Here is a 22,265-nt window from a genome sequence, read left to right as displayed (position 1 = left end):
ACCCGCCCATAAAGCTCCCCCTTCGGGGGAGCTGGCGCATCAGCGCCTGAGAGGGTCGTATTCCACGATCATGCCGCCCCATGTCAGGCCGCCGCCAAAGCCGATGCAGGCCAGAAGCTGGCCCGGCTGCAGCTGCCCGTTCTCGGCAAGCTCGTTCAGGGCTACCGGGATGCTGGCGGCACTGGTGTTGCCGTGGCGGTCCATGTTCTTGTAGAACTTTGCCGGGTCGGCCTTCAGCGCCCGCACGCAGTGGTCGATGATGCGGCTGTTGGCCTGATGGCAGACCACCCACTCAAGATCATCGAGGGTCAGCTGTGTTTCATCCAGCACAGTGTGCAGGCACTTGGGCAGGGCATCCACTGCAAAGCGGAATACGGCCTTGCCGTCCATGGTGATGGGCGCGGAACCTGTGCGGTTCGGCCCGCCCGCATGGAGAACATCGCTGCCGCGCGCGCCCAGCGTCAGAGCAAAGGGAGTGTCCGACAGCTGAAAAATGGCAGCACCGGCTCCATCCCCAAACAGTACACAGGTGGAGCGGTCGGCGGGGTCCATCAGGCGGGAAAGGGCTTCGCACCCAATGACGAGGGCATACTGTCCACCCAAAGTTGTCAGCAGTCCCCGCGCCACGGCTATGCCGTAGAGGAAGCCGGAACAGGCCGCGTTGACATCCAGCGCAGGCCGGTCCTCGGGAAGGCCCAGCGCCGCCTGCACCTGACAGGCTACACTGGGGGTCGCGTCTGGGGCGGACAGGGTGGCACAGATGCAGCACCCGATCTGCGCAGGGGCAAGGCCGCTGCGGGCCAAAGCCTGCTTTGCGGCGGAAATGGCCAGCGTGGCGGCAGATTCATCCTCCGTGCACCAGTGCCGGGTGCGGATGCCGGTGCGGCTGGTGATCCACTCGTCGCTGGTATCCACCATGCGGCTCAGATCTTCGTTGGTGACCGTCCGGCCGGGGATGGCCCCGCCGGTGGCGATCAGCTGTAAACCACTCATGCGTTCCTCGTTTCTCCGATCTGGCGGTATTTTTTATAGCGCTGGTCGGCCAGCTGGCGGCCGCTCATGCGGCACAGCTCTTTCAGGTGCACCCGCAAAGCAACATCCAACTGTTCAAACAAGGCTGCGTGGCTGCGCTGTGCGCCGCCCAACGGTTCCGGGATCACCTGCTCCACGATGCCATCGCTGTACAGATCCTGCGCGGTCAGCTTCATCATCTCGCAGGCTTCGCCGCTGCGGGAAGCATCCTTCCACAGAATGCTGGCAAAGCCCTCGGGGCTGAGCACCGAGTAAACGGCATTTTCCAGCATGAGGATGTGGTTTGCCACACCCAGTGCCAGCGCACCGCCGGAAGAGCCTTCGCCGGTGACAACGGCAATGACCGGCACGGTCAGGCCGCTCATTTCCATCAGGTTGCGTGCAATGGCTTCGCCCTGACCGCGCTCCTCGGCATCCTTGCCGGGGTAAGCGCCCGGCGTGTCAATGAAGGTGATGATGGGCCGGCCAAACTTTTCGGCCTGCTTCATCAGGCGCAGGGCCTTGCGGTAGCCCTCCGGCCCCGGCATACCAAAGTTACAGGCCAGATTTTCTTCCAGTGTGCTGCCCTTGCGGTGGCCGATGACCGTCACCGGCAATCCGTGAAAACGGGCGATGCCGCCCAGAATGGCAGGGTCTTCCTTGCACTGACGGTCGCCGCGCTGCTCAAAGAAGTCGGTGAACAGGGCAGAAACAGTCTCATCAATGTGGGGGCGCTCCGGGTGCCGGGCCAGAAACACCCGATCCTCGGCGGTCAGCGGGCCGCAGGTGCGCAGGATCTCGTCCTCTTCCACAGCCAGCTCTGCCAGCTCGGAGGCATGGGCCGTGATGGCATCCATCTCGTTGCCGCTGCCTTTCAGCGCGGCGATCTGGGCATCCAGCGGAGCCAGCTGCTCTAAAATTTCCTTGATCATTCGTGTTTTCCTCCTGCATGGAGCTGCAAGACCTGGATCAGGGTATCCCGCAGCTGGCTGCGGGGCACCACCTGATCCACAAAGCCGTGCTCCATCTGGAACTCGCTGCGCTGGAATCCGGCAGGCAGCTTTTCGCCAATGGTCTGCTCAATGACCCGCGGACCTGCAAAGCCGATCAGCGCGCCAGGCTCTGCCAGCATGATGTCGCCAAGGCTTGCAAAGCTGGCCGTCACACCGCCGGTGGTGGGGTGGGTGAGCACACTGATGTACAACCCGCCCTTTGCCGAAAAGCGCTGGATGGCGGCACTGGTCTTTGCCATCTGCATCAGGCTGAAAATGCCCTCCTGCATCCGCGCGCCGCCGCTGGCCGAAAAAATAACCAGCGGCAGGTGCTTTGCGGCGGCGTACTCGATGGCGCGGGTGATCTTGTCGCCCACGGCAGTGCTCATGCTGCCCATGAAAAAGCGGCTGTCCAGCACGGCAGCCACGCAGGCCACCCCGCCGATGCGGCCGGTGGCCGTTACAGCGGCTTCGCGCAGGCCGGTCTTGTTCTGGGCGGCGGCAAGCTTTTCACGGTAGCCCGGAAAATGCAGCACATCCTGCGGAGCAAGGTCGGCATCCAGTTCCCGGAAGCTGCCGTGGTCCAGCACCAGACTGAGCCGGTAGTACCCGCCAATGGGCATGTGGTAGCCGCAGTTGGGGCAGACGTAAAGGCTTCTTGCCCACAGGGTGCGTGCGGCGCGGCGGCCGCACTGCTTGCACTCCACAAACTGCTGCTCGTGCCAGACGGCACCGGCATCCCGCTTGGCCTTCAGCTGGAAGGTGCGCTCCCGCATTCGGCCGGGGAAAAGATCTCGGATATCGTTCATTGCTTTTTGCCTCAGATATGTGCGGTGATGTAGTTGTAGATATCGCCCACGGTCTTGAGCTTTGCCAGCTCTTCGTCCGGGATGGACACGCCGCAGGCATCTTCCAGAGCCATGTTCAGCTCCACGGCATCCAGACTGTCGGCCTCCAGATCCTCGGTCAGGCTGGCCTCCATGGTCACCTTGTCCTCGTCGCAGTTCAGGGTATCAACAACGATCTTCTTCATTTCTTCAAACGTCATGGTAGTAGTCTCCTTTGATTTGTTTTGAATATCTAAATTTTTTGAAGTTTCTTGCGAACACGACCATTATAGCCGAATCGTTGGATAAGTCAAGAATAATAGTTAAAATATTTTATCTTTTACAATTCTGACACAGTTTTCTTCCTTTTATATATTGTCCTCTTTTACGCCGGTGTGCAGTGTGGTATACTTGACCCAGCAGTCTGAGAACAGTGTTTCCCTGTGAGGGAAAGGAGCCTTCCGATGATTACGATTTCAGAGCGCAGAGAGCATGAATCTGCAAAAAGTTTTGTTCTGCGGGTATTGATCGATAATATTATCAACACCCGTCTGGAGCCGGGTGAAAAATTGAACGAGCCGGAATTGTGCGAACAGCTGGGGGTGAGCCGCACCCCCTTCCGGGAAGCAGAGCTGGAGCTGGCGCAGCGGCGGCTCATTGAGATCCGGCCCAAGATCGGCACCTATGTTTCTCTCATCGATGCGGAGCTGGTGGAAGAAGTGCGCCATCTGCGTGCTGTACTGGAAGCAGAGATCGCCCGCATGGCGTGCGAAAAGCTGACCCCGGCGGATATCGACCAGCTGTGGGAGAACGTGGCGCTCTGGCGCATGTACATTGAGCGTGCACAGGAAGAAAAGATCTTTGAGCTGGACAAGGGGTTCCACCGGCTGCTTTATGTGCAGTGCGGCTGCCCGTACTGGTACGATCTGGTGGAAAATCTGGCTCCGCATTTTGACCGCACCACCATCCTCAGCTTCCGCTGCAGGCCCGCAAAAACGATCTACGAAGATCACGTCAGCCTGCTGAAAGCCATTGAACAGAAGGATGAGGCGGCAGCACACCGCATTGCCGGGCAGCATATGCAGCGCTACACGGAGAACCTTTCTGCGATCCGGGAAGCATTCCCACACTATTTCAAAGCCTGAAACAACCGTATCACGTTCAGAAATGCCGTATCTATGCCAAAAGATGCGGCATTTTTTTGTGCAGTTTTTTGCCGGAAACGGCTTGACAGAGATTATGAAATGTTATATATTTTAGTCAATGAAATATATAACATAAAAGCCGGATCTCCAAATCAGGAAGAAAGGTGGATACCATGAAAAAACAATACGATGTGGTCATCATCGGTGCGGGTGTCGTGGGCAGCGCCATTGCACGCGAACTTTCGCGCTACAAATTGAGCATTGCAGTGCTGGAAAAAAATCTGGATGTCTGCAACGAGACCAGTGGCCGCAACTCTGCGGTGGTGCACGGCGGCTTTGCCAACCCCATTGGCAGCCTGAAAGCGAAGTGCTGCGTAGAAGGCAACCGCATCATGGATCAGCTGGCCGAAGAGCTGAACTTCCCGTTCAAGCGTTGCGGCAAGGTGCTGGTGGGCAACACCCCCGAGGACATGGAGCAGCTGGAGCGCACCATGAAGCAGGGCGCTGTCAACGGCTGCACCGGCCTGGAGATGATCGATGAAGCAAAGCTGCACGAGCTGGTGCCCGCCGTGGTGGGCAAGTTTGCCATGTGGTCCAAAAACAGCGGCATCATGGACCCGTTCCTGTACACGGTGGCTCTGGCCGAGAACGCACACGCCAACAGCGTGGACTTCTTCTTTGACCACAAGGTAGAGGCTATCACCCGGGAAAATGAGCTGTACTACCTGCATACTGCCCATGGCGATTTCTGCACCCGCTGGGTGGTCAACGCCGCTGGTCTGGGCGCAAAGCAGATCTCCGACCTGCTGGGCCTGACCGGCTACCGTGTCATCGGCTCCCGCAGCAACTACATCATCCTGCACAAGCGCATGGGCAAGCTGCTGCCCATGCCGGTGTACCCGGTGCCCAGCAACACCTATATGGGCATCCACATCACCCCCACCGTGGACGGCAACGTGACTGTTGGCCCGGACGCGGAGAACACCGATGTGCTGGACGACTACGGTGTGCCGCAGGCCAACATGGACAGTCTGGCCGTGGAGGGCGCAAAGCTGTGGCCCCACATCTTCAAAAAGGATCAGATCCGCACCTTCGCCGGCATCCAGCCCAAGTGGGTGGATGAAAACGGTGCCATTCAGGACTGGAAGGTGGAGATCCGGGACGACGTGGCACCCAATGCCGTCAACCTCGTGGGCATTGAATCCCCGGGCCTGACCGGCAGCGTGCCGCTGGCCCGCTACGTCATCGGTCTGATGCAGGAGCGCGAAAAGTTTGAGGAAAACCCAGACTTTGACCCGCACCACAAGGGCATCGTCAAGTTTGCCGAGTGCACGCCGGAACAGCAGGCAGAGCTCATCGCGCAGGACCCCGATTACGGCGAGATGATCTGCAGTTGTGAGGAAGTGACCAAGGCGGAGATCCTGCAGGCTATCCACAACCCGCTGGGCGTTTCCACCATGACCGGCATCAAGTACCGCACCCGCGCCATGATGGGCGGCTGTCAGGGCGGCTTCTGCCAGATGAAGATCGAACACTTCATTGAGCAGGAGCTGGGCACCGAGCCGGAGAATGTGCGTTACAGCCGTCAGGGGTCATGGGTACTCACCGGCAATATGCGGAAGGAGGAGAACTGAGCGATGGAACAGAAAGACGTTGTGATTATCGGCGGCGGCCCTGCAGGTCTTGCCGCAGCGGTGGAGCTGCACAAGCAGGGCATCCGCAACATGATCATTCTGGAGCGCGAGGCGATGCTGGGCGGCATCCTGCGCCAGTGCATCCATGACGGTTTCGGTCTGGGCCGCTTCGGCGAGAGCCTGTCCGGCCCGGAATATGCACAGGCGTTCATTGATGAAGTGAACAAGCGTGAGATCCCTTACGAGACCAGCGCCACGGTGCTGAGCCTGACGGAGGATCGTGTCGTCACCGCATCCACCCGCAGCGGCCTGCGCCAGTATCAGGCAAAGGCTGTGGTGCTTGCCATGGGCTGCAAGGAGCGCAGCCGCGGCGCACTGGGCATTCCCGGCGAGCGTCCGGCGGGCGTGTTCACCGCAGGCACCGCGCAGGCTTACATGAACCTCTACAACCGGATGCCCGGCAAGGAGGTCGTCATCCTCGGCTCCGGCGATATCGGCATGATCATGGCACGCCGCATGACGCTGGAAGGCGCTCATGTGCAGGCAGTGTTCGAGCTGATGCCTTACCCCTCCGGCCTGCCGCGCAACATCGTGCAGTGTCTGGATGACTACAATATCCCGCTCTATCTCAGCCACACCGTCACCGAGATCCATGGCCGTGACCGTCTGACCGGCGTGACCATCTCCGAGGTGGACGCGAACCGTCGGCCCATCCCCGGCACCGAGAAGGAGTACAAGTGTGATACGCTGATTCTCTCCGTGGGCCTGATCCCGGAGAACAAGCTGCTGGAGGATGCCGGCATCGCCATTGACCCCCACACCAACGGCGCTGTGGTGGACGAGAACCTGCAGACCAACGTGCCCGGCGTGTTCTCTGCCGGCAATGTGCTGCATGTGCATGATCTGGTGGACTTTGTTTCCATGGAGTCCGAGGCACTGGCACGCCACGCTGCCGCCTACGTTGAGGGCAAGGGCATCGCCCCCTGCACGCTGGACGTGAAGTGCGGCGAGGGCGTGGGCCACACCATTCCGCAGAAGGTCAGCGGCAAGAACGACTTCAGCCTTTCGCTGCGCGTGCGGAACCACTACCGTGACTGCCGCATCGTGGTGCGCCAGAACGGTGTGGAAGTTGCTGCCAAGAAGATGAAGAAAGCCATTCCTGCGGAGATGATCCAGTTCAAGGTCTCTGCTGCCAAGCTGCAGGAAACGGGCGCACTGGAGGTGTCGGTGGAATGAAAAAGCAATTTACCTGTATCGTCTGCCCCAACGGCTGCGAGATCGAAGCCGAAGTTGAAAATGGTCAGGTGATCTCGGTCACCGGTCACACCTGCCCCCGCGGCGAACAGTATATCCGTCAGGAGCTGACTGCGCCCCGCCGCACCATCGCCAGTTCAGTGCTGGTTAAGGGCGGCGAGCTGCCCGTTACCAGCGTGCGCCTGACCAAGGCCGTCCCCAAGGATATGATCTTCCCGGTGATGGACGAGATCCGCAAGGTGGTGCTGACCGCCCCCGTCAAGGCAGGCACCATTGTGCTGCACAACGTCTGCGGGCTGGACAGTGACGTGATGGTCACCAAGAATGTGGATGCCTGCTGACCGGCTGAAATAAAGAAATACGGAAAAACAGTCCTGATCGTCTGCCTGCTTTTACAGCGGACACGGTCAGGGCTGTTTTGATGCTATAAACCTGTTGACATGATGTGGAAATGGGCTTATATCGGCCTCAACGTGGGAAAGGACTGCGGCAAACGCCAAAAGCGGGCAATGCCGCAGCACATGGCTGGTCTGTACAGGCGCGGCCCATGCACTGGGTGTGGAGCCTGCCAGCATTGCAAAAATACGGGCACAAAAAGAACTGTTTGCATTTTGGAAACGAGATGCTATACTATTGATTGTACATACAACGATGTAGATATAACTTCCTGCAATGAAGCCCGGAGGAGTCTATGGATATTACGGAACGAAAAATCACAAAGATCGCACGCGAAGCGGAAAAACTGGTCCTGCTCACGATGCGGGAGGAAGGGGTCGGCACAGCAGAGATCGACCTGATCCATGCGGTGCGGCATCACCCCGGCTGCACGCAGGCGCAGCTGGCGGAACTGCTGCACGCAGATAAGGCTGCCATTGCGCGGCGGACAAAAAATCTGGAAGCAAAGGGTCTTCTGATCCGCAGAGATGCCCCCAGCGACCGGCGCAGCCAGCTGCTGTACCCCACCAAAAAGGCGGAAAGCCTGAGATCCTCCAAGGCAGAGATCGAAGCGGCCTTTTACGAATACCTGACCAATGTGCTCACCGCCGAGGAAGCCGCTGCCTTTGCCGCTGCGCTGAACAAGCTGTACACAGCATCCAAGACCGAGAGCCGCGCGGGCTTCCCGCATTTCCGGAAAGCTGCAGGAGGTGAGGCTGCTCATGAAAAAGGATAAAACGTTCCGCCCGGACAGGGTGCTCTCCTATTTCAAAGCAGAGTGGCTCCCGCTGGCCTTTGTCACGCTGTCGGGCCTTGTGTATAACATCGGCCTGCTGGCAACGCCTTGGTTCGAGGGCCGGCTGGCCCAGTGCCTTGCCGACATTCTGGGCGGCAGTGAGACGGCGGCAAAAATGGCCATGCTGGTGCTGGCCTATATCGTGGTCACGCTGGCGGTGCAGGCGGCGCGCTTTATCAAGCGCTTTTATGTCCGCCGCTTTGCCAACAACATCAACCGCCGGATGAAGGGCATCCTGTATGCCAATCTGGTGCGGCAGAGCCGGGCGGCGCTGGAAAAAGAAGGCGTCGGTGAACTGATGACCAAGGCCATCTCGGATGTGGACGACTGCGTAGAGGGGATGCGCAAGTTCACCACCGAGATCTTTGATACCGGCGTGGCGCTGGTGGGCTATGCTGTGATGCTGCTGGTGTACGACTGGCGGCTGGCGCTGCTCAGCCTGCTGTTCACGCCGTTTTCCTACATGTGCGCGGCATGGATGAAAAAGCCGGTGCAGCGCGCCGGTGCAGCGTACAAAAAGGCAGCAAGTGCGTTGAGCGCTGCCACCCTCGACCGCGCCCGGAATGCTGTGACCTACCGCATTTACGGCTGTGAGGATGCCCGCATAGAAAAGTACGAGGAAGCCCTGAACACCTACGAAAAAACAGCCGTGCGCAACAATGTGTGGCAGTCCGCTCTGCCGCCGCTGTATCTGGCAGCGTCCGAGGCAGGCGTGCTGTTCATTTTGTGGTTCGGCGCTAAAAATGTGCTCGGCTCCGGCTGGAGCACATGGGACATTGCGGCGTTCACCACCTTTCTTTCCTGCTTCACGAAACTGGTGGTCAAATCCTCCAAGGTGGCAAAGCTGTTCAACTCGGTGCAGAAAGCCGAGGTCTCGTGGAAGCGCATCAAGCCACTGATGAAGCAGCCGGAACAGCTGGAAGCATTGAATATCCCGGCGGCGCAGGACGTGACGCTGGAAAACCTCTCCTTTGCCTATGGCGAAGGACCCATCTTTTCCGGCCTGAGCCTGACGGCGCACCCCGGCGATATCATTGGCGTCACCGGCCCGGTGGCCTGCGGCAAATCCACCTTCGGCAGGGTGTTCCTGTGCGAAGCACCCTACGGCGGCTCGGCAAAATTTGGCAAAACGGAATTTGCTGCCATGACCCCGCGGCAGATCTCTGCCACCGTTGGTTACTTGGGCCATGATCCGGAGCTGAGCGCCGATACAGTGCAGAACAATGTTCTCTGCGGCAGTGAACAGGATGCCATGCCGTGGCTTGCTGCCGCTGCGTTGGACGGCGAAGTGCTGGCCATGGAGAACGGTGTGGATACCGTCATCGGCCCCAGCGGCACCCGCCTTTCCGGCGGTCAGGCCCAGCGCTTGGCACTGGCAAGAACGCTGGCCCACCCGCGCCCGGTGCTGATCCTGGACGACCCGTTCTCTGCGCTGGACCGCCATACCGAGGATACCGTGTTTGCCGATTTGCAGAGCGATGCAAAGGATAAGGTGGTCTTCCTCATCTCGCACCGGCTGTACCACTTCCCGCAGATGCAGAAAGTGATCTTTATGGACGGCGGTAAAACCACCGTTGGTACCCATGCCCAGCTGATGGAAACGGTTCCGCTGTACCGCCAGCTGTACGAGAGCCAGACGGTGCAGAAAGAAGGCGATCTGGATGAAGAGTAAAAAGGATAACGGCGTATTTGAAGCCATCCGCATGGCCGCCATGTCGCATCATCTGCTCACGGCGGGCACCATCCTGTGCGTGGCGGCATCGGTGGTGGCATCACTGTTGCCGCCGCTGCTGCTGGCCGGTATCATTGACCGGCTCACCGCAGGCATCCCGCTCACCATTGCAGCAGTGCTGCTTTACTTTGGCAGTCTGGCGCTGGAAGGGGGGCTTTCCTCCGCGCAGGAAAGCCTGCTGGTGCTCTTTGGCCAGAAAATGACCCACGCGCTGCGGTCGGAAATGTCCCGGAAGCTTACTCGGCTGCCCGCAAGCACGCTGGCAGGCCAGAACCCCGGCGAGGTGGCGGCACGCTTTTCCGGCGATGTGGACACGGTGGAAGCGCTGTTCACCTCCGGCATCATCAGCATGGCGGCAGATGCCTGCCGCATCATTTCCATCATGGCGGTCATCGCGGTAAAAAACACCGGCATTGCGCTGGTGCTGCTGCTGGTGCTGCCGCTGTTTGCGGTGTTCACCCGCCATGTGCAAAAGCGGATGTTGGCCGCACAACTGGATAACCGCCGTGCCGTTGCAGCTGTCTCCGGTCAGGTGCCGGAGACGCTGCACAACATCCGCACCATCCGGGCGCTGGGGCTGGAAAGCTATAGGGAACGCCGCTATGACCGCTGCATCGGCGAGAGCTACGCCGCTATGGAGCGCACCAATTTTTACGATGCCATCTATTCGCCGGTGGTGCTGGCGCTGAACGCGGTGGTGGCAGGCATCGTGATGCTGCTTTCCGCTTCCGGCAATGCCATGGTGCTTACATTCTTTGGGATGTCGGTGGGTACCTCGGTGGCGATCATCAACTACATTTCCCGCATTTTTGCTCCCATTGAAAGCCTTGGCATGGAGATCCAGACCATCCAGTCGGCCATGGCAGGTGTCAAGCGCATCGATGCCTTTCTCGCTCAGCCGGAGCGCACGATCCCTGCCGAGCGCCGGACCGCTGCGCGCGGGGATGTGGAGCTTGCGCATGTGACCTTCGGCTATGGCGAAAAGCCCGTCCTGAGTGATTTCTCCATGACGGTAAAGCAGGGCGGGCAGGTCACGCTGGTGGGCCGCACCGGTGCGGGCAAGAGCACGGTGTTCAAGCTTCTGCTGGGCCTGTACCAGCCGCAGGCGGGCACTGTTACCATTGGCGGCGTGGATGTGGCACGCATCACCGACCGCGAGCGCCGCACCTGCATCGGCTGCGTGGAGCAGCATTTCTCCCGTGTGCCGGGCACCGTGCTGGAGCAGATCACGCTGGGCGATCCGCAGATCACTGCAGAGATGGCACGGAATGCGGCAAAGCTTGCAGGTATTGACGAAGCCATTCAGGCCCTGCCGGAAGGCTGCGACACCGTTTGCAGCGATGGCATGTTCTCGCAGGGCGAGTGGCAGCTGCTGTCCATTGCCCGCGCTGCGGCGGCGGACCCGGCTGTGCTTTTGCTGGACGAGGTCACGGCAAATCTGGACGCTGAAACGGAAGCCCGTGTGCTGGAAGCACTGCGCCGCGCCTCTGCAAGCCGCACGGTGCTCTCAGTCTCCCACCGCATTTACGAAAACCTGGGCGGCAGAACGGTGAAGATCGAGCCGCAGAGCATGTGAACCGAAACATTTTTCGCAATGCACGAAAAACGTTTCATCTCTTGACAGAACAGGCGCTGTGCTGTAAAGCAAGGCGCGAAAGCCGGGCAAAGCTCGTCTCGTTCTTTCAGGAATGGTAAGGAAGATCAAAAATCTGTTTTTTCATGTCAGACATAAAGATACTTCTTGTTCTTTCGCAGAGAAAGGAATATAATGAGAAAGATAAGATCACCAGCATGCACATGATAAAACTTGGAGTGCGCTCAAGGTCAAGAGGAAGATGATTTCTTTCCCGGCAGGACTGTGCTATACTGACAAAAAGATCTCCGGGTGCAGCGCAAAAGCTGCTGCAGGGAAGCTGAAACTTACAGAAATGAGGAACACACACGGCAATGGCACAGCACGAACGCAGCACGGCATATTATCATCTTCCGGGACTGTTTGAATTTTATGAACTGTACCGTGTGTTTCTGCCGCTGTTCCGTGAACACAGGGAATATTTTTACGACTGGTGCGAGATCGGTTCGGTCTACGGTGCACCGGCCGACTGCATCTGGGGCGGGGGCCGCACTGGCTTTGGCGATGCACAGCCGCACCGGGTGCTTGCACTGATGCAGGAATATGGCATATCGGCCCGGCTCACCTTCAGCAATTCGCTGCTCCGGAAAGAGCACCTTGCAGACCGGAAATGCAATGCCCTCTGTGCGCTGTTTGAAAAAGAAAACCGTGTGCAGAATGGTGTCATCGTCCATTCGGACCTGCTGCTGGACTACCTGAAAAGGCAGTATCCGGGCCTTTATTTCGTGTCCTCCACAACAAAAGTCCTTACAGATTTTCAGCAGCTCCGCAGAGAGACGGAACGGGAAGAGTTCCGCTATGTTGTGCCGGATTTCCGCCTGAACAAGTCGTTTGCAGAGCTGGATACCCTGCCGCAGGATCAGAAGGACAAGGTGGAATTTCTGTGCAACGAATGCTGCTGGTACGGCTGCCGGGACAGAAAGCACTGCTACGAGAATGTCAGCCGCAAAAATCTGGGCGAGGACTGCCCGGACCACCGCTGCACAGCGCCGGGCGCACAGCAGGGCTATCGTTTTTCAAAGGCAATGGAAAACCCCGGCTTCATCGGGGCCGGGGATATCCGCAAAATTTATCTGCCCGGCGGCTTTTCCAACTTCAAAATCGAGGGGCGGGGACTGGGCAGCGCGTTGATACTGGAATTTCTGCTTTACTACATGACAAAGCCTGAGTATCAGCTGCGCGTCCGGGAAGAAATTTATCTGGACAACATGCTGGATCTGTTCTGATGGCCCTGAGCCGCGTTCATATTTGCTTCCGTGATGCATCCTGCCGCCTTCGGGCGGCTTTTGTTTTAGGATGTACGGATTGACACGAAGCGTGTCGCTTTTGTGACGAGCTGATGCTTTTGTGATAATCGTTGCTGGAATCTGCCTGTTGGCAGTTCAAATCATATCCCTTACGTCTTTTATCCAAGGAGGTTGTCAATTATGGATCTTATCTTGAAAAAAGCAGTCCCAGTGATCTGTATTGCTCTTGCTGCGCCACTCGTTCTTTCTTCTTGCAGCCGGACAGTAAGTTCTTCCGATACCGCTGCTCCGGCAAGCAGCGTAGTTCAGGAGCAAGCCCCATCTGCTGAATCGGAAGATTTGGCAGAAAGCGCCGCTTCTTCTGATGAAAGCTGGAAAACCGATTTTGAAAAAAGCCTTTGGGAAAATTACAACGTCACCCCGGAATACTACGAAGATCTGGGGGATGGCATCTATCAGGTCTACGTCAAAATTGATGGAAAAACCGTGCCCTATGTTTGCGTAGATTCTGCTACGGGAGACTATCACGGTTAAGTTGAACCCAAGTGAGGATGCCAGCCGGTGGAGAGTGTTGAAGCAATCATGGACGCTGTTGGCCTGTGGTAACGATTTTGTTTCCATTGTCTTTCAGAAAAAACGCTTGACAACGGAAACTTTTTTGATTATAGTAGAACTAACAAATGTTAGTTAGTAAAGGGCGAGGGAAAATGGAAGATACCAAGCAGCGTATTCTGGAAAAATCTCTGGAACTGTTTTCGGCCAAAGGGTATGATGCGGTCAGCGTGGGGGAAATCGCAAAGGCGGTGGGCATCAAGGCGCCCTCGCTTTACAACCATTTCCCCAGCAAGCAGGCGATTTTTGATGCCATCGTAGAATCAACGGCTGCCCACTACGAAAAAGATACGGGCTGGATCGACATTCATGTGCAGAATGTAAAGCAGGACTGCCCTACGTTTTCTCATATCCCGGAGCAGGCTCTTGCGGACAAAGTTCGGCAGATCTTTCTGTATTCTTTGCACGATAAGCAGGTCAGTCAGTTCCGCCGGATGATGACGCTGGAGCAGTTCCGCTCCCCGGAGCTTGCAGCATTGTTCTCGGAACGCTATGTGGACCGTATGATCTCTTACCATGCAGGAATTTTCCGTTCCCTGATCGCAGGCGGTGAAATTCGGGATGAGGACCCGGATACATTGGCATGGATGTACGTTTCCCCGGTCATCACCCTGCTCAGTGTCTGCGACCGCCAGCCGGAACGAGAAGCCGAAAGCCTTGAAAAGTTGGACGCCCATGTAAAGCTGTTCTTCCGTACCTTTAACATTGAACGAGGTGAAAAATGAAATCATCCGATGAATCAATACGAAGGGTGGTGTGAAATAATGGCTTCCAGCAAAGAATATCTTCATTTTATTTTGGAACAGCTATCAGATTTGGATGGTATCTCGTATCGGTCTATGATGGGAGAATATATCCTTTATTATCGCGGTAAAATCGTCGGCGGAGTCTATGATGACAGATTGCTTGTAAAGAAAACAAGATCTGCTTTGGAATGTATGCCTGCGGCGGCATCATGGAGCCGGTGGCCGTCTGGGTGCGCAAGGGCGGCGAATGGGCCATCATCCACCGCTGCAAACGCTGCGGAAAGCTCAGCTCCAACCGGGTGGCGGCAGACGACAATCCCATGAAGCTCATGAGCATTGCCATGAAGCTCCTGTGCTCTCCGCCGTTCCCGCTGGACTATCTTGAGGAAATGACCGCCTTGATGGGCGGCGATGGACGGATGCGGTAAGCCGCAGCCAAAAACAAAAAGGTCGCTGTGTCGGAGAAGCGCTCTGCGACACAGCGGCTTTTTACAACTTACTGCACTCATCATGGAACAATCGGGCGTTCTGTGCTATATTCTTTAAAGAGCCTTGAGTGGAGGAGATCCAAAGCATTGCTGCCGGGCAGATCACCGTCAACGGCACGGCAGACGGGAAAATGGAAGAAACTGTGCCGGAAAAGGCATAAGGATATAGGGGGACGCTTCGATGGAGTATATCCGAATCACAAAAGAAAACATCGACAAGGAACACATCTGTTGTGCCATGTCCGGCAAACAGAGCCTTGCCAAGAAGGAATGGCTTAAGCAGCGATTTGAGGAGGGGCTTGTTTTTTACCGCAGTGCGGAGCGCGGCAAATGCTTTATCGAGTACATCCCGGCAGAAAACGCATGGGTGCCCATTGAAGCGGCAGGCTGGCTTTATATCAACTGTCTGTGGGTCTCCGGCTCCTTGAAAGGGCACGGCTATTCCAGCGAGCTGCTGGAAGAATGCCTTCGGGATGCCAAGGCGCAGGGCAAAAACGGCGTTTGTATTCTGTGTACAGAGGGGCGCAAACGAGAATTCCTTGCTGACCCAAAGTTTTTGAACCATAAGGGCTTTAAGGTTTCGGACATCTCCGATTGCGGCATCAACCTCATGTATCTGCCCCTTGCAGAGAATGCCCAGCCGCCAAAATTCAAGGCCTGCGCCAAGCATCCCAAGGTGGAGGAAAACGGCTTTGTCCTCTACTATACCGACCAGTGCCCCTACACCTATTATTGGGTGCCAAAGGTGCAGGAGGCTGCAAGGGAACACGGGATTCCGTTCAAAGCCATCCACATCACCGAGAAAGAGACGGCACAGAATGTGCCCGCACCCGTCACAACATACGCGTTGTTCCGGGATGGGAAGTTTGTGACCCAGAGCATCCAGTCGGACAAGAAATTTTTGAAATTGGCGGCAGAATAATTCAATCAAGCAAAACGCCAGACGCTCAGACGCAGTGCAGCCCATAGAATTGGGGTGCGCTGCGTTTTTTATTTTGGAAGATAAAGAATAGGAGACCCTGCAATGAAAAAAATAAGGACGGATTCGCTTTTCCTGCTTATGGTTCTGGGAACCGGGCTGGTGCTGATGGCTCCAAGGTGAAGGAAAAGCGGTTCCGTTATAGCTGCCATTATAATGTACGGCATCCGGGTCAATGCGATGGACAGTCCGGCTAGCCCCTTCATTTTTGCTTGTTTCCGGTGAAAGCTGCGGCGCGGGAATGTTCCATTCAGCGGGCCTTCTTGGGGCCGCTTTCGTCCGGGGTGCTGCCGCTGCCGGAGTTCAGGATCGCCACGAACTGCTGCAGCTGCTTGAGGGAGCTGACACCCAGTTTGTCGTAGATGTTCTTGTTGTGGAAGCGCAGGGTGCTGTCCTTGATGTCCAGCTGCTGCGCGATCTCCCGGGTGCGCAGCCCGGCCGCGTAGCCGTCAAAGATGCGGCGTTCGGTCTTGGTCAGGGTGGGGATGCCCGCCACAAAGGTCTGGAAGGCATCGGGCACCGACTCGTTGCGGCACACGTCTGCCAGCCGGGACAGCTCAGTCTGCATCTGCTGGCGTTCCAGCTGCAGCTCGTCCATCCGCCGCCGGGACTCCCGCCGGTCCTCCTCAAACTGCCGGAACGCCGGCGAGAGGATGCGTCGGTGGAAGTTCATGCAGCAGAACACCACGAAAAAGGCGATGAACAGGCCGATGAGCAGCATCTGCAGATTGCCGGAAAGGACCAGTCTCCGGTAGTCCGCCATGGGGATGCACACCGCCAGCCGGTAGGACTGGCTCTCGCTCAGGCGGCATAGCTGGGAGATGCCCGCATAGGCGCTGTCGGGGCCGGTCAACTGGGTCAGCCCGCCGCCCATGCTGCGCAGCACCAGCGTGTTCCGGGGGGCATGGTAGTAGCCGCCGGTGGTGCCGCTGCTGAGGGCGGCATCGGCGGCAAGGCCGTCCCCCGCAGGGGCCAGCAGGCAGCTCAGCCGGTCAAAGCCGGTGGGCTGGGCAAAGTTCTGCTTGAAGTAGCTCTCGCTGATCTCAAAGCCGCACAGCCCGTACATCGTGCCGTCCCGCCCCCGCAGGGGCAGCAAAAACAGCTGCACCTCCTCCGAGGTGCCGGGCAGCTCGAACCGCTCGGTCAGCGTGTAAGACTGGTACAGCGGGGCGCTGCCGGGGGTCATCCAGCGGTCGTAGTCCGGGAACTGGTCGGTCTGGAACTCCATGCGCCACTTGCGGTGGGGCATCACGCTGTGGGCCTTGCCCACCTCCGCACTGCCCCGGTACAGCAGCAGGGGCACGGTGGGGGTGTCGGCACCGCTTTTCTGCACATACAGCCCGGCGCGGGAATGCTCTGCTCCCTCCATGCGGGTGTTGACGGTGGCATCCAGCAGCACAAAAGCGCCGGAACAGCCGGTCTGGCGCAGACGGCGGCACAGCGGCTCGATCATTTTTTCCTCCAGCGCGTTCAGCACCTCGGGAGAGTCGTTCAGCTGGGCAAAGGACATCTGCCGCAGGGCAAGCTCCTTGTCCACCTCTGCGCTCATGTCCTCGGACAGGTTCACGCCCATGACCGCCAGCTGTTCAAAATAGCGCTCCATATCGTTCTGGAACACCGAAAACTGGATCTGCAGACTGCAGCTGATGTCCTTTTTGGTGTTGTGCAGGCTGGCAAACAGGAACAGTGCCGCACCAAAGGTCAACACCAGCAGCAACACCAGCAGCAGGCAGGCCCACAGCAGCCGGCTGCTCATGGGGCTTTGGTGGATCTTTTCACGGTGCCGGTCAACAAAGTGCATCAAAGTCCCTCCTTTCCGGCTGAGCGGCAGGCTCAGGCATTGTCACACAGCAGCTGCCATGTTTCCTCGGCAAGGGCTTCCAGCGTTTCGCCGTCCGCAAGGCGCTGGGGATAGTCCTTCTGGCGCTGGCGCAGGCTGTCGTACAAGGCTTTGGCCTTGGCGTGGTACCCCACGATGCCCGGTTCGGACAGGGGGGTGTTCTGGATGCGCATTTCGTTGTAAACGTCGTACAGCCGCTGATAGCTCTGCTGCTCAAAGGGATAGTCCGCAATGGCGTCAAAGGCGGCGCTGGACACCGGCATGTAGCCGGTATCGGCGGCAAATTCCAGATTGCGCTGCTGTTCGGTGAGCCAGCGCAGGAACACGGCGGCGGCTTCGGCTTTCTGGTCGGTGGTCTTGAAGGCGCACAGGCCAACACCGGCCTGCGGCATCAGGGGCGTGGCGGTGCCTGCGGCGTGGGGCAGGGGAGCCAGCAGCAGGTCGGTAGGCTCGGTGGTGTTGTCCGGGTAGGTGACGAAGTCATTGTAATAAAGGATGGCCGCAGAGCTGCCAAGGCCCGCCAGCGTTTCGCCGGTCATCACCTGCGTGTTGGAGTACAGGTCCGAGATCAGAATATCGCCCTGCACCAGCGCCCGGGCAAACTCCATCCACGAAGCGCGGAAGGTCTCGTTGGTCAGATCGTACCAGCTGCCCTTGTACAGCTCTGCGCTGCCCTGTTCCAGCGCGTTCAGCTCCACCAGACGCAGGGGGTAGTCCAGCGCGCAGAAGGGCTTGCCCTGCGACCACTGCCGGTAGGCACCCGCCATTTCAAAAAAGCCGTCCCATGTGGCAAGGGTGGAAAGCTGCGCCCCGGTGTCCGCCGCAAACCGGGCGTACTGGGAGCCGTTCAAAAAAATGAGCTGGGTGGATTTGGACACCGGGAACACCACCTGCCGCCCGTCAATGATGCCGTCCTGCACAAAGCCGGGCACATAGGCCGCCATGTCCTCGGCGGTGAACCAGTCGTTCCAGTCCACAAGGTTCTCAATGCCCAGACCGCTGGCATCCGCGGGGTGGGCCGAGAACAGGTCCGGCAGGTCCAGCGCGCCGGGCTTGCCGGCCTTGGCGTCCTGCAGCTGGCCGCCGATGGCGGCGCTGTTGGTCATGTTGGTCACGTTGAGCAGGATGCCCTTCTCTCTGCCCACTGTGTCGTTGAACTCGGTCAGCAGGCGGTTCATGGGTGAGTCGGCCTGTTCGCCGTACACATGCCAGATGCTGAGCATGGTGGGGTCCTTGGGCGAGAGCAGGGTCTTGCTGCCGCCGCAGCCCGCAAGTGCCAGACCGGGGACGAGCGCCGCAAGCTTTAAAAATGTCCTTCGTTCCATTTTTCATGATTCCTTTCCGCACATTGCAGCCAGAGGAGGAAACCGGCACAGGCAGGGCTGCAGCTGCCTGTTTTGGTGGGAAACTCCCCCAAAATCCCCCCAATTTTGGGCTTTTTGGGGGGATTTTTTGAGGGGGAAGCCCCAAAGCCCCAAAAATTATTTTGGAATTGCCCCCCCCAAAAAACGGCTTTTCTGAGGGGGCATTTTTTTCCCGGGTATGGTACAGTACAACCAGAAAAAGTCCTGCGCCGGTGCAGAAAGCCTGTCGCTGTGCACAAAACGTGTCAATAGACAACTGCGGATTCTATTCATAAGGATAGCATAAGATGGAGCGGACTGCAAGTGCAGAGAATACCAAAACCAAAGCCCCCTAAAAGCAGGGGAACCAACAGAAAGGAGCACCCCCATGAAAGAGATGAACCGACGCGAATTCCTCACCCTCTCCGGCGCAGCCGTTGTGGCGCTCTCGCTGGCAGGCTGCGGCGGCGGGTCCTACGCACCTCCCGCACCTCCGGCCTCTGAGAGCAAAGAGCTGGCCCTGCTCAGAGCCATCAACGAGGTCTGGTATCCAGACGCTGTGCGACATCAGCCAGTTCTGGTCCGGCGTTGACAGCTTCCTGTGGCTGATCGGCGAAGCCATCTTCCATATGCTGCCGGTCTGCATCTGCTGGTCTGTCACAAAGAAAATGGGCACGACCCAAAGTCTGGGCATCGTCCTCGGCCTGACGCTCGTCTCCGGCCAGCTGCTCAACGCCTACGCCGTGGCTTCTACTGCGGCGGCGGATATCCCCAAATGGGATTTCGGTTTCTTCACCATCAACATGATTGGCTATCAGGCGCAGGTCATTCCCGCCATGCTGGCCGCGTTCACGCTGGTCTATCTAGAAAAATTCTTCCGCAAGATCTGCCCGGCGGTCATTTCCATGATCGTGGTGCCCTTCTGCTCGCTGGTGCTGTCCGTCATCATCGCCCACACTGTCCTTGGCCCCATCGGCTGGAAGATCGGCACCTTCATTTCTGACATCGTCTACGCCGGCATTTCCGGCTCCTTCCGCGTGGTCTTTGGCGCAATCTTCGGTTTTGTTTATGCCCCGCTGGTCATCACCGGCCTGCATCACATGTCCAACGCCATCGATATGCAGTTGATCGCCGACTTCGGCGGTACGATGCTGTGGCCGATGATCGCGCTGTCCAACATTGCACAGGGCTCCGCCGTGCTGGGCATGATCTACCTGCAGCGCAAGAATGCTGCCGCACAGGAAGTCAACGTTCCCTCCTGCATCTCCTGCTACCTCGGCGTTACCGAGCCCGCTATGTTCGGTGTCAACCTGAAATTCCACTTCCCGTTTATCTGCGGCATGATTGGATCTGCCATCGCAGCGGTCGTCTGTGTGGCAACTTCCACCACGGCCAACGCCATCGGTGTCGGCGGCATCCCTGGTATTTTGTCAATCCAGCCCGCCTATATGCTCAGCTTTGCGCTGTGCATGGCCATTGCCATCGTCGTCCCCTTTGTGCTGACCGTCAGCGTCGGCAAAAAGAAAGGCATTGCTTGATTTTGTGAGGTGTGTACCATGAATGATTTTAAAGATAAAGTTGTCTACCAAATTTACCCGAAATCCTTCATGGACTCGAACGGTGACGGCTTCGGCGATTTGAAGGGCGTCACCGCGAAACTGGACTACCTCGCCGACCTGGGCGTTGACTATCTCTGGCTGACGCCGTTCTTCCCCTCGCCCCAGCGCGACAACGGCTATGATGTGGCCGACTACCGTGCCGTTGACCCGCGCTACGGCACGATGGAGGATCTGGAGGAGCTTATCCGCGAGGCGGACAGGCGCGGCATCGGCCTGATGTTGGATATGGTGTTTAACCACACCTCCACTGGGCACGAGTGGTTCAAAAAAGCACTGGCAGGAGATAAGAAATATCAGGATTACTACATCTTTAAGAACGGAACCCCGGACAATCTGCCCACAAACTGGGTGTCCAAGTTCGGTGGCCCGGCATGGCAGTATGTGCCGCAGCTGGGCAAGTGGTATCTGCACCTGTTCGATGTGACACAGGCAGACCTGAACTGGGAGAACCCGGCGGTGCGGGAAGAAATGGCCGACATCCTCCGTTTCTGGAAGGCGAAGGGAATCAAGGGATTCCGCTTTGATGTGGTCAATCTGATTTCCAAACCGGAAGTGTATGAGGACGACTTTGCGGGCGACGGCCGCCGCTTCTACACCGATGGCCGCAACGTCCACAAGTACCTGAAGGAGCTGGTCGCCGCGGGCGGCATCGACGGTATGATAACCGTTGGCGAAATGTCCTCCACCACGCTGGAAAACTGCATCGGCTATACCGCTGAGGGCAATCACGAGCTGACGATGTGCTTCAATTTCCACCACCTGAAGGTCGACTACAAGGACGGGCAAAAGTGGGAATTGATGGAGCCTGATTACCTCGCCATGAAGAAACTGTTCCAGACCTGGCAGGAGGGGATGCAGGCCCACGGCGGCTGGAATGCGCTGTTCTGGTGCAACCACGACCAGCCCCGTGCGGTCAGCCGCTTTGGCAGCGACACGACCTACTGGAAGGAAAGCGCCGAGATGCTGGCGGTGGCCATCCACTTTATGCGCGGCACACCGTACATTTATCAGGGTGAGGAGCTGGGCATGACGAACCCGCACTTCACAAAAATCGAGCAGTACCGCGACGTCGAGAGCCTCAACTACTACAGGATCCTGCGAGAGCAGAACAAGACCGAGGCCGAGACGCTGGACATTATCGCCCAGCGCAGCCGCGACGACAGCCGCACCCCGATGCAGTGGGACGCGAGCGAGAACGCCGGGTTTACCACCGGTACGCCGTGGATCGGCATTGCCGATAACTACGAGGCCATCAACGCCGCTGCCCAAATGGACGCCCCGGATTCCATCCGCAGCTTTTACAAAACGCTGGTGGCCCTGCGCAAGAAAATGCCGGCCATCAGTGCGGGAAAAATCGAGTTCTTGTACCCCGACAATGCGGATTTGTTAGCCTATCGCCGGTACGACGGCGAGACGGAGCTGCTGGTTCTCTGCAACCTGCGGGAGCGGGAAATTGCCAAGCCCCTGCCCGTAGGCTGGACCGATGCCGAGAAACTGCTGGGTAACTACCCCGACACCGCCGACACGCTGCGCCCCTATGAGTGCGTAGTGCTGAAAAAGTGAAGGCTGCCGTATTATCTTTTCGCTATTGGGAGTTGACCGTATCCTTTGCGATAGTAACCTCATAGTGAGCAAGACAAAAGCACTTTCCCTTATTTGCAATGCAAATATAAGGGAAAGTGCTTTTTTGTACCGTGTTTCGACAAAGGGACAGGTCGAAAAGGATGACATCCCCATGGATGCCCCCGCCCGGTTCGCATCCGACTTCAGGGTTCGGAGCCCGGCACGGTCTGCCAAAGGTTTTTGGACATAAAAAACGCCGCATCGTACAAAAACGATGCGGCAAAAACGAAAATCTCCCCGGTAGACATTCCTACTGGTTGGGACCCGCGCACGAAGCAACAGCGACGAGTTGCGTTAGCTGATTTTTCC

General features: G+C 58.0%; 20 protein-coding genes and 1 pseudogene. 15 read left to right on the top strand and 6 right to left on the bottom strand.

The features are described from left to right. Nucleotides 1–39 precede the first annotated feature (39 nt). The 4 genes from WMO17_RS10475 to acpP are packed head-to-tail and all read right to left on the bottom strand — an operon-like array spanning nt 40 to nt 3,051. Nucleotides 40–993, bottom strand: a complete 954-nt coding sequence (locus tag WMO17_RS10475) for a beta-ketoacyl-ACP synthase III (RefSeq protein WP_249235711.1) — start codon at nt 991–993, stop codon at nt 40–42. Then, nucleotides 990–1,943 carry an acetyl-CoA carboxylase carboxyltransferase subunit alpha gene (locus WMO17_RS10470; RefSeq protein WP_005939761.1) on the bottom strand — a complete coding sequence of 318 codons (954 nt, stop codon included), beginning with the start codon at nt 1,941–1,943 and terminating at the stop codon, nt 990–992. The genes WMO17_RS10475 and WMO17_RS10470 overlap by 4 nt, the downstream gene beginning before the upstream one ends. Next, complete coding sequence (gene accD, locus WMO17_RS10465) at nt 1,940–2,812, bottom strand: acetyl-CoA carboxylase, carboxyltransferase subunit beta (RefSeq protein WP_097774750.1); 873 nt, start codon at nt 2,810–2,812, stop codon at nt 1,940–1,942. Before accD ends, WMO17_RS10470 begins: the two co-directional genes overlap by 4 nt. Nucleotides 2,813–2,823: 11 nt before the next feature. Next, nucleotides 2,824–3,051 (bottom strand): acyl carrier protein, encoded by a 228-nt coding sequence (acpP, locus tag WMO17_RS10460; protein WP_005939770.1) that lies wholly within the window; start codon nt 3,049–3,051, stop codon nt 2,824–2,826. Nucleotides 3,052–3,294: 243 nt separating this feature from the next. On the opposite strand from acpP, the gene WMO17_RS10455 reads away from it, so the two are divergent. From WMO17_RS10455 to WMO17_RS10395, 13 genes and pseudogenes are all read left to right on the top strand, one after another. Then, nucleotides 3,295–3,975, top strand: coding sequence for a GntR family transcriptional regulator (locus WMO17_RS10455; protein WP_338428659.1), 681 nt, complete (start codon nt 3,295–3,297; stop codon nt 3,973–3,975). A gap of 173 nt (nt 3,976–4,148) precedes the next feature. After that, entirely contained in the window at nt 4,149–5,609 is a 1,461-nt protein-coding gene (locus tag WMO17_RS10450) for an NAD(P)/FAD-dependent oxidoreductase (protein WP_097782022.1), read from the top strand. A gap of 3 nt (nt 5,610–5,612) precedes the next feature. Beyond that, the gene (locus tag WMO17_RS10445; protein ID WP_349138029.1) at nt 5,613–6,845 is read left to right on the top strand and encodes an NAD(P)/FAD-dependent oxidoreductase; all 1,233 of its coding nucleotides are present in this window, start codon (nt 5,613–5,615) and stop codon (nt 6,843–6,845) included. Next, complete coding sequence (locus WMO17_RS10440; protein ID WP_349138028.1) at nt 6,842–7,204, top strand: DUF1667 domain-containing protein; 363 nt, start codon at nt 6,842–6,844, stop codon at nt 7,202–7,204. Before WMO17_RS10445 ends, WMO17_RS10440 begins: the two co-directional genes overlap by 4 nt. Before the next feature lie 350 nt (nt 7,205–7,554). Continuing rightward, nucleotides 7,555–8,034, top strand: coding sequence for a MarR family winged helix-turn-helix transcriptional regulator (locus tag WMO17_RS10435; protein WP_097774755.1), 480 nt, complete (start codon nt 7,555–7,557; stop codon nt 8,032–8,034). Continuing rightward, entirely contained in the window at nt 8,021–9,766 is a 1,746-nt protein-coding gene (locus tag WMO17_RS10430; RefSeq protein WP_349138026.1) for an ABC transporter ATP-binding protein, read from the top strand. The genes WMO17_RS10435 and WMO17_RS10430 overlap by 14 nt, the downstream gene beginning before the upstream one ends. Continuing rightward, complete coding sequence (locus WMO17_RS10425; protein ID WP_349138024.1) at nt 9,756–11,402, top strand: ABC transporter ATP-binding protein; 1,647 nt, start codon at nt 9,756–9,758, stop codon at nt 11,400–11,402. The genes WMO17_RS10430 and WMO17_RS10425 overlap by 11 nt, the downstream gene beginning before the upstream one ends. Nucleotides 11,403–11,773: 371 nt before the next feature. After that, entirely contained in the window at nt 11,774–12,685 is a 912-nt protein-coding gene (locus WMO17_RS10420) for a hypothetical protein (RefSeq protein ID WP_207698290.1), read from the top strand. Nucleotides 12,686–12,886: 201 nt separating this feature from the next. Next, nucleotides 12,887–13,240 carry a hypothetical protein gene (locus tag WMO17_RS10415; protein WP_349138023.1) on the top strand — a complete coding sequence of 118 codons (354 nt, stop codon included), beginning with the start codon at nt 12,887–12,889 and terminating at the stop codon, nt 13,238–13,240. 173 nt (nt 13,241–13,413) lie between these two features. Continuing rightward, entirely contained in the window at nt 13,414–14,043 is a 630-nt protein-coding gene (locus WMO17_RS10410) for a TetR/AcrR family transcriptional regulator (RefSeq protein WP_349138022.1), read from the top strand. A gap of 39 nt (nt 14,044–14,082) precedes the next feature. After that, nucleotides 14,083–14,268, top strand: a pseudogene (locus WMO17_RS10405) (TfoX/Sxy family protein); the annotation flags it as partial. Continuing rightward, complete coding sequence (locus tag WMO17_RS10400; protein ID WP_412375372.1) at nt 14,253–14,492, top strand: RNHCP domain-containing protein; 240 nt, start codon at nt 14,253–14,255, stop codon at nt 14,490–14,492. The pseudogene WMO17_RS10405 and the gene WMO17_RS10400, both read left to right, overlap by 16 nt. A 241-nt stretch (nt 14,493–14,733) precedes the next feature. Next, nucleotides 14,734–15,474: a GNAT family N-acetyltransferase gene (locus WMO17_RS10395; RefSeq protein ID WP_349138021.1), complete on the top strand. Its 741-nt coding sequence runs from the start codon at nt 14,734–14,736 to the stop codon at nt 15,472–15,474. A gap of 307 nt (nt 15,475–15,781) precedes the next feature. Here WMO17_RS10395 and WMO17_RS10390 read toward each other — a convergent pair whose 3' ends face one another. Beyond that, nucleotides 15,782–17,332 carry a helix-turn-helix transcriptional regulator gene (locus WMO17_RS10390; protein WP_349138020.1) on the bottom strand — a complete coding sequence of 517 codons (1,551 nt, stop codon included), beginning with the start codon at nt 17,330–17,332 and terminating at the stop codon, nt 15,782–15,784. Nucleotides 17,333–17,364: 32 nt separating this feature from the next. Continuing rightward, nucleotides 17,365–18,696 carry an ABC transporter substrate-binding protein gene (locus tag WMO17_RS10385; protein WP_349138019.1) on the bottom strand — a complete coding sequence of 444 codons (1,332 nt, stop codon included), beginning with the start codon at nt 18,694–18,696 and terminating at the stop codon, nt 17,365–17,367. 455 nt (nt 18,697–19,151) lie between these two features. Between WMO17_RS10385 and treB the strand changes: the two genes are divergently transcribed. Beyond that, nucleotides 19,152–20,252 carry a PTS trehalose transporter subunit IIBC gene (gene treB, locus WMO17_RS10380; protein WP_349138018.1) on the top strand — a complete coding sequence of 367 codons (1,101 nt, stop codon included), beginning with the start codon at nt 19,152–19,154 and terminating at the stop codon, nt 20,250–20,252. Between the two features lie 18 nt (nt 20,253–20,270). After that, nucleotides 20,271–21,896, top strand: a complete 1,626-nt coding sequence (treC, locus tag WMO17_RS10375) for an alpha,alpha-phosphotrehalase (protein ID WP_349138017.1) — start codon at nt 20,271–20,273, stop codon at nt 21,894–21,896. Nucleotides 21,897–22,265 lie beyond the last annotated feature (369 nt).

This window comes from Faecalibacterium faecis, from assembly GCF_040096475.1.
GTDB classification, from domain to species: Bacteria; Bacillota; Clostridia; order Oscillospirales; family Ruminococcaceae; genus Faecalibacterium; species Faecalibacterium taiwanense.
Note: the sequence above shows the minus strand (reverse complement) of the source record. Positions and strands in the feature narration are given on the sequence as shown.

Coding starts and splice junctions, on each gene's coding strand:
- WMO17_RS10475 (WP_249235711.1), bottom strand. CDS start 993: ATGAGTGGTTTACAGCTGATCGCCACCGGCGGGGCCATCCCCGGCCGG.
- WMO17_RS10470 (WP_005939761.1), bottom strand. CDS start 1,943: ATGATCAAGGAAATTTTAGAGCAGCTGGCTCCGCTGGATGCCCAGATC.
- accD (WP_097774750.1), bottom strand. CDS start 2,812: ATGAACGATATCCGAGATCTTTTCCCCGGCCGAATGCGGGAGCGCACC.
- acpP (WP_005939770.1), bottom strand. CDS start 3,051: ATGACGTTTGAAGAAATGAAGAAGATCGTTGTTGATACCCTGAACTGC.
- WMO17_RS10455 (WP_338428659.1), top strand. CDS start 3,295: ATGATTACGATTTCAGAGCGCAGAGAGCATGAATCTGCAAAAAGTTTT.
- WMO17_RS10450 (WP_097782022.1), top strand. CDS start 4,149: ATGAAAAAACAATACGATGTGGTCATCATCGGTGCGGGTGTCGTGGGC.
- WMO17_RS10445 (WP_349138029.1), top strand. CDS start 5,613: ATGGAACAGAAAGACGTTGTGATTATCGGCGGCGGCCCTGCAGGTCTT.
- WMO17_RS10440 (WP_349138028.1), top strand. CDS start 6,842: ATGAAAAAGCAATTTACCTGTATCGTCTGCCCCAACGGCTGCGAGATC.
- WMO17_RS10435 (WP_097774755.1), top strand. CDS start 7,555: ATGGATATTACGGAACGAAAAATCACAAAGATCGCACGCGAAGCGGAA.
- WMO17_RS10430 (WP_349138026.1), top strand. CDS start 8,021: ATGAAAAAGGATAAAACGTTCCGCCCGGACAGGGTGCTCTCCTATTTC.
- WMO17_RS10425 (WP_349138024.1), top strand. CDS start 9,756: ATGAAGAGTAAAAAGGATAACGGCGTATTTGAAGCCATCCGCATGGCC.
- WMO17_RS10420 (WP_207698290.1), top strand. CDS start 11,774: ATGGCACAGCACGAACGCAGCACGGCATATTATCATCTTCCGGGACTG.
- WMO17_RS10415 (WP_349138023.1), top strand. CDS start 12,887: ATGGATCTTATCTTGAAAAAAGCAGTCCCAGTGATCTGTATTGCTCTT.
- WMO17_RS10410 (WP_349138022.1), top strand. CDS start 13,414: ATGGAAGATACCAAGCAGCGTATTCTGGAAAAATCTCTGGAACTGTTT.
- WMO17_RS10400 (WP_412375372.1), top strand. CDS start 14,253: ATGTATGCCTGCGGCGGCATCATGGAGCCGGTGGCCGTCTGGGTGCGC.
- WMO17_RS10395 (WP_349138021.1), top strand. CDS start 14,734: ATGGAGTATATCCGAATCACAAAAGAAAACATCGACAAGGAACACATC.
- WMO17_RS10390 (WP_349138020.1), bottom strand. CDS start 17,332: ATGCACTTTGTTGACCGGCACCGTGAAAAGATCCACCAAAGCCCCATG.
- WMO17_RS10385 (WP_349138019.1), bottom strand. CDS start 18,696: ATGGAACGAAGGACATTTTTAAAGCTTGCGGCGCTCGTCCCCGGTCTG.
- treC (WP_349138017.1), top strand. CDS start 20,271: ATGAATGATTTTAAAGATAAAGTTGTCTACCAAATTTACCCGAAATCC.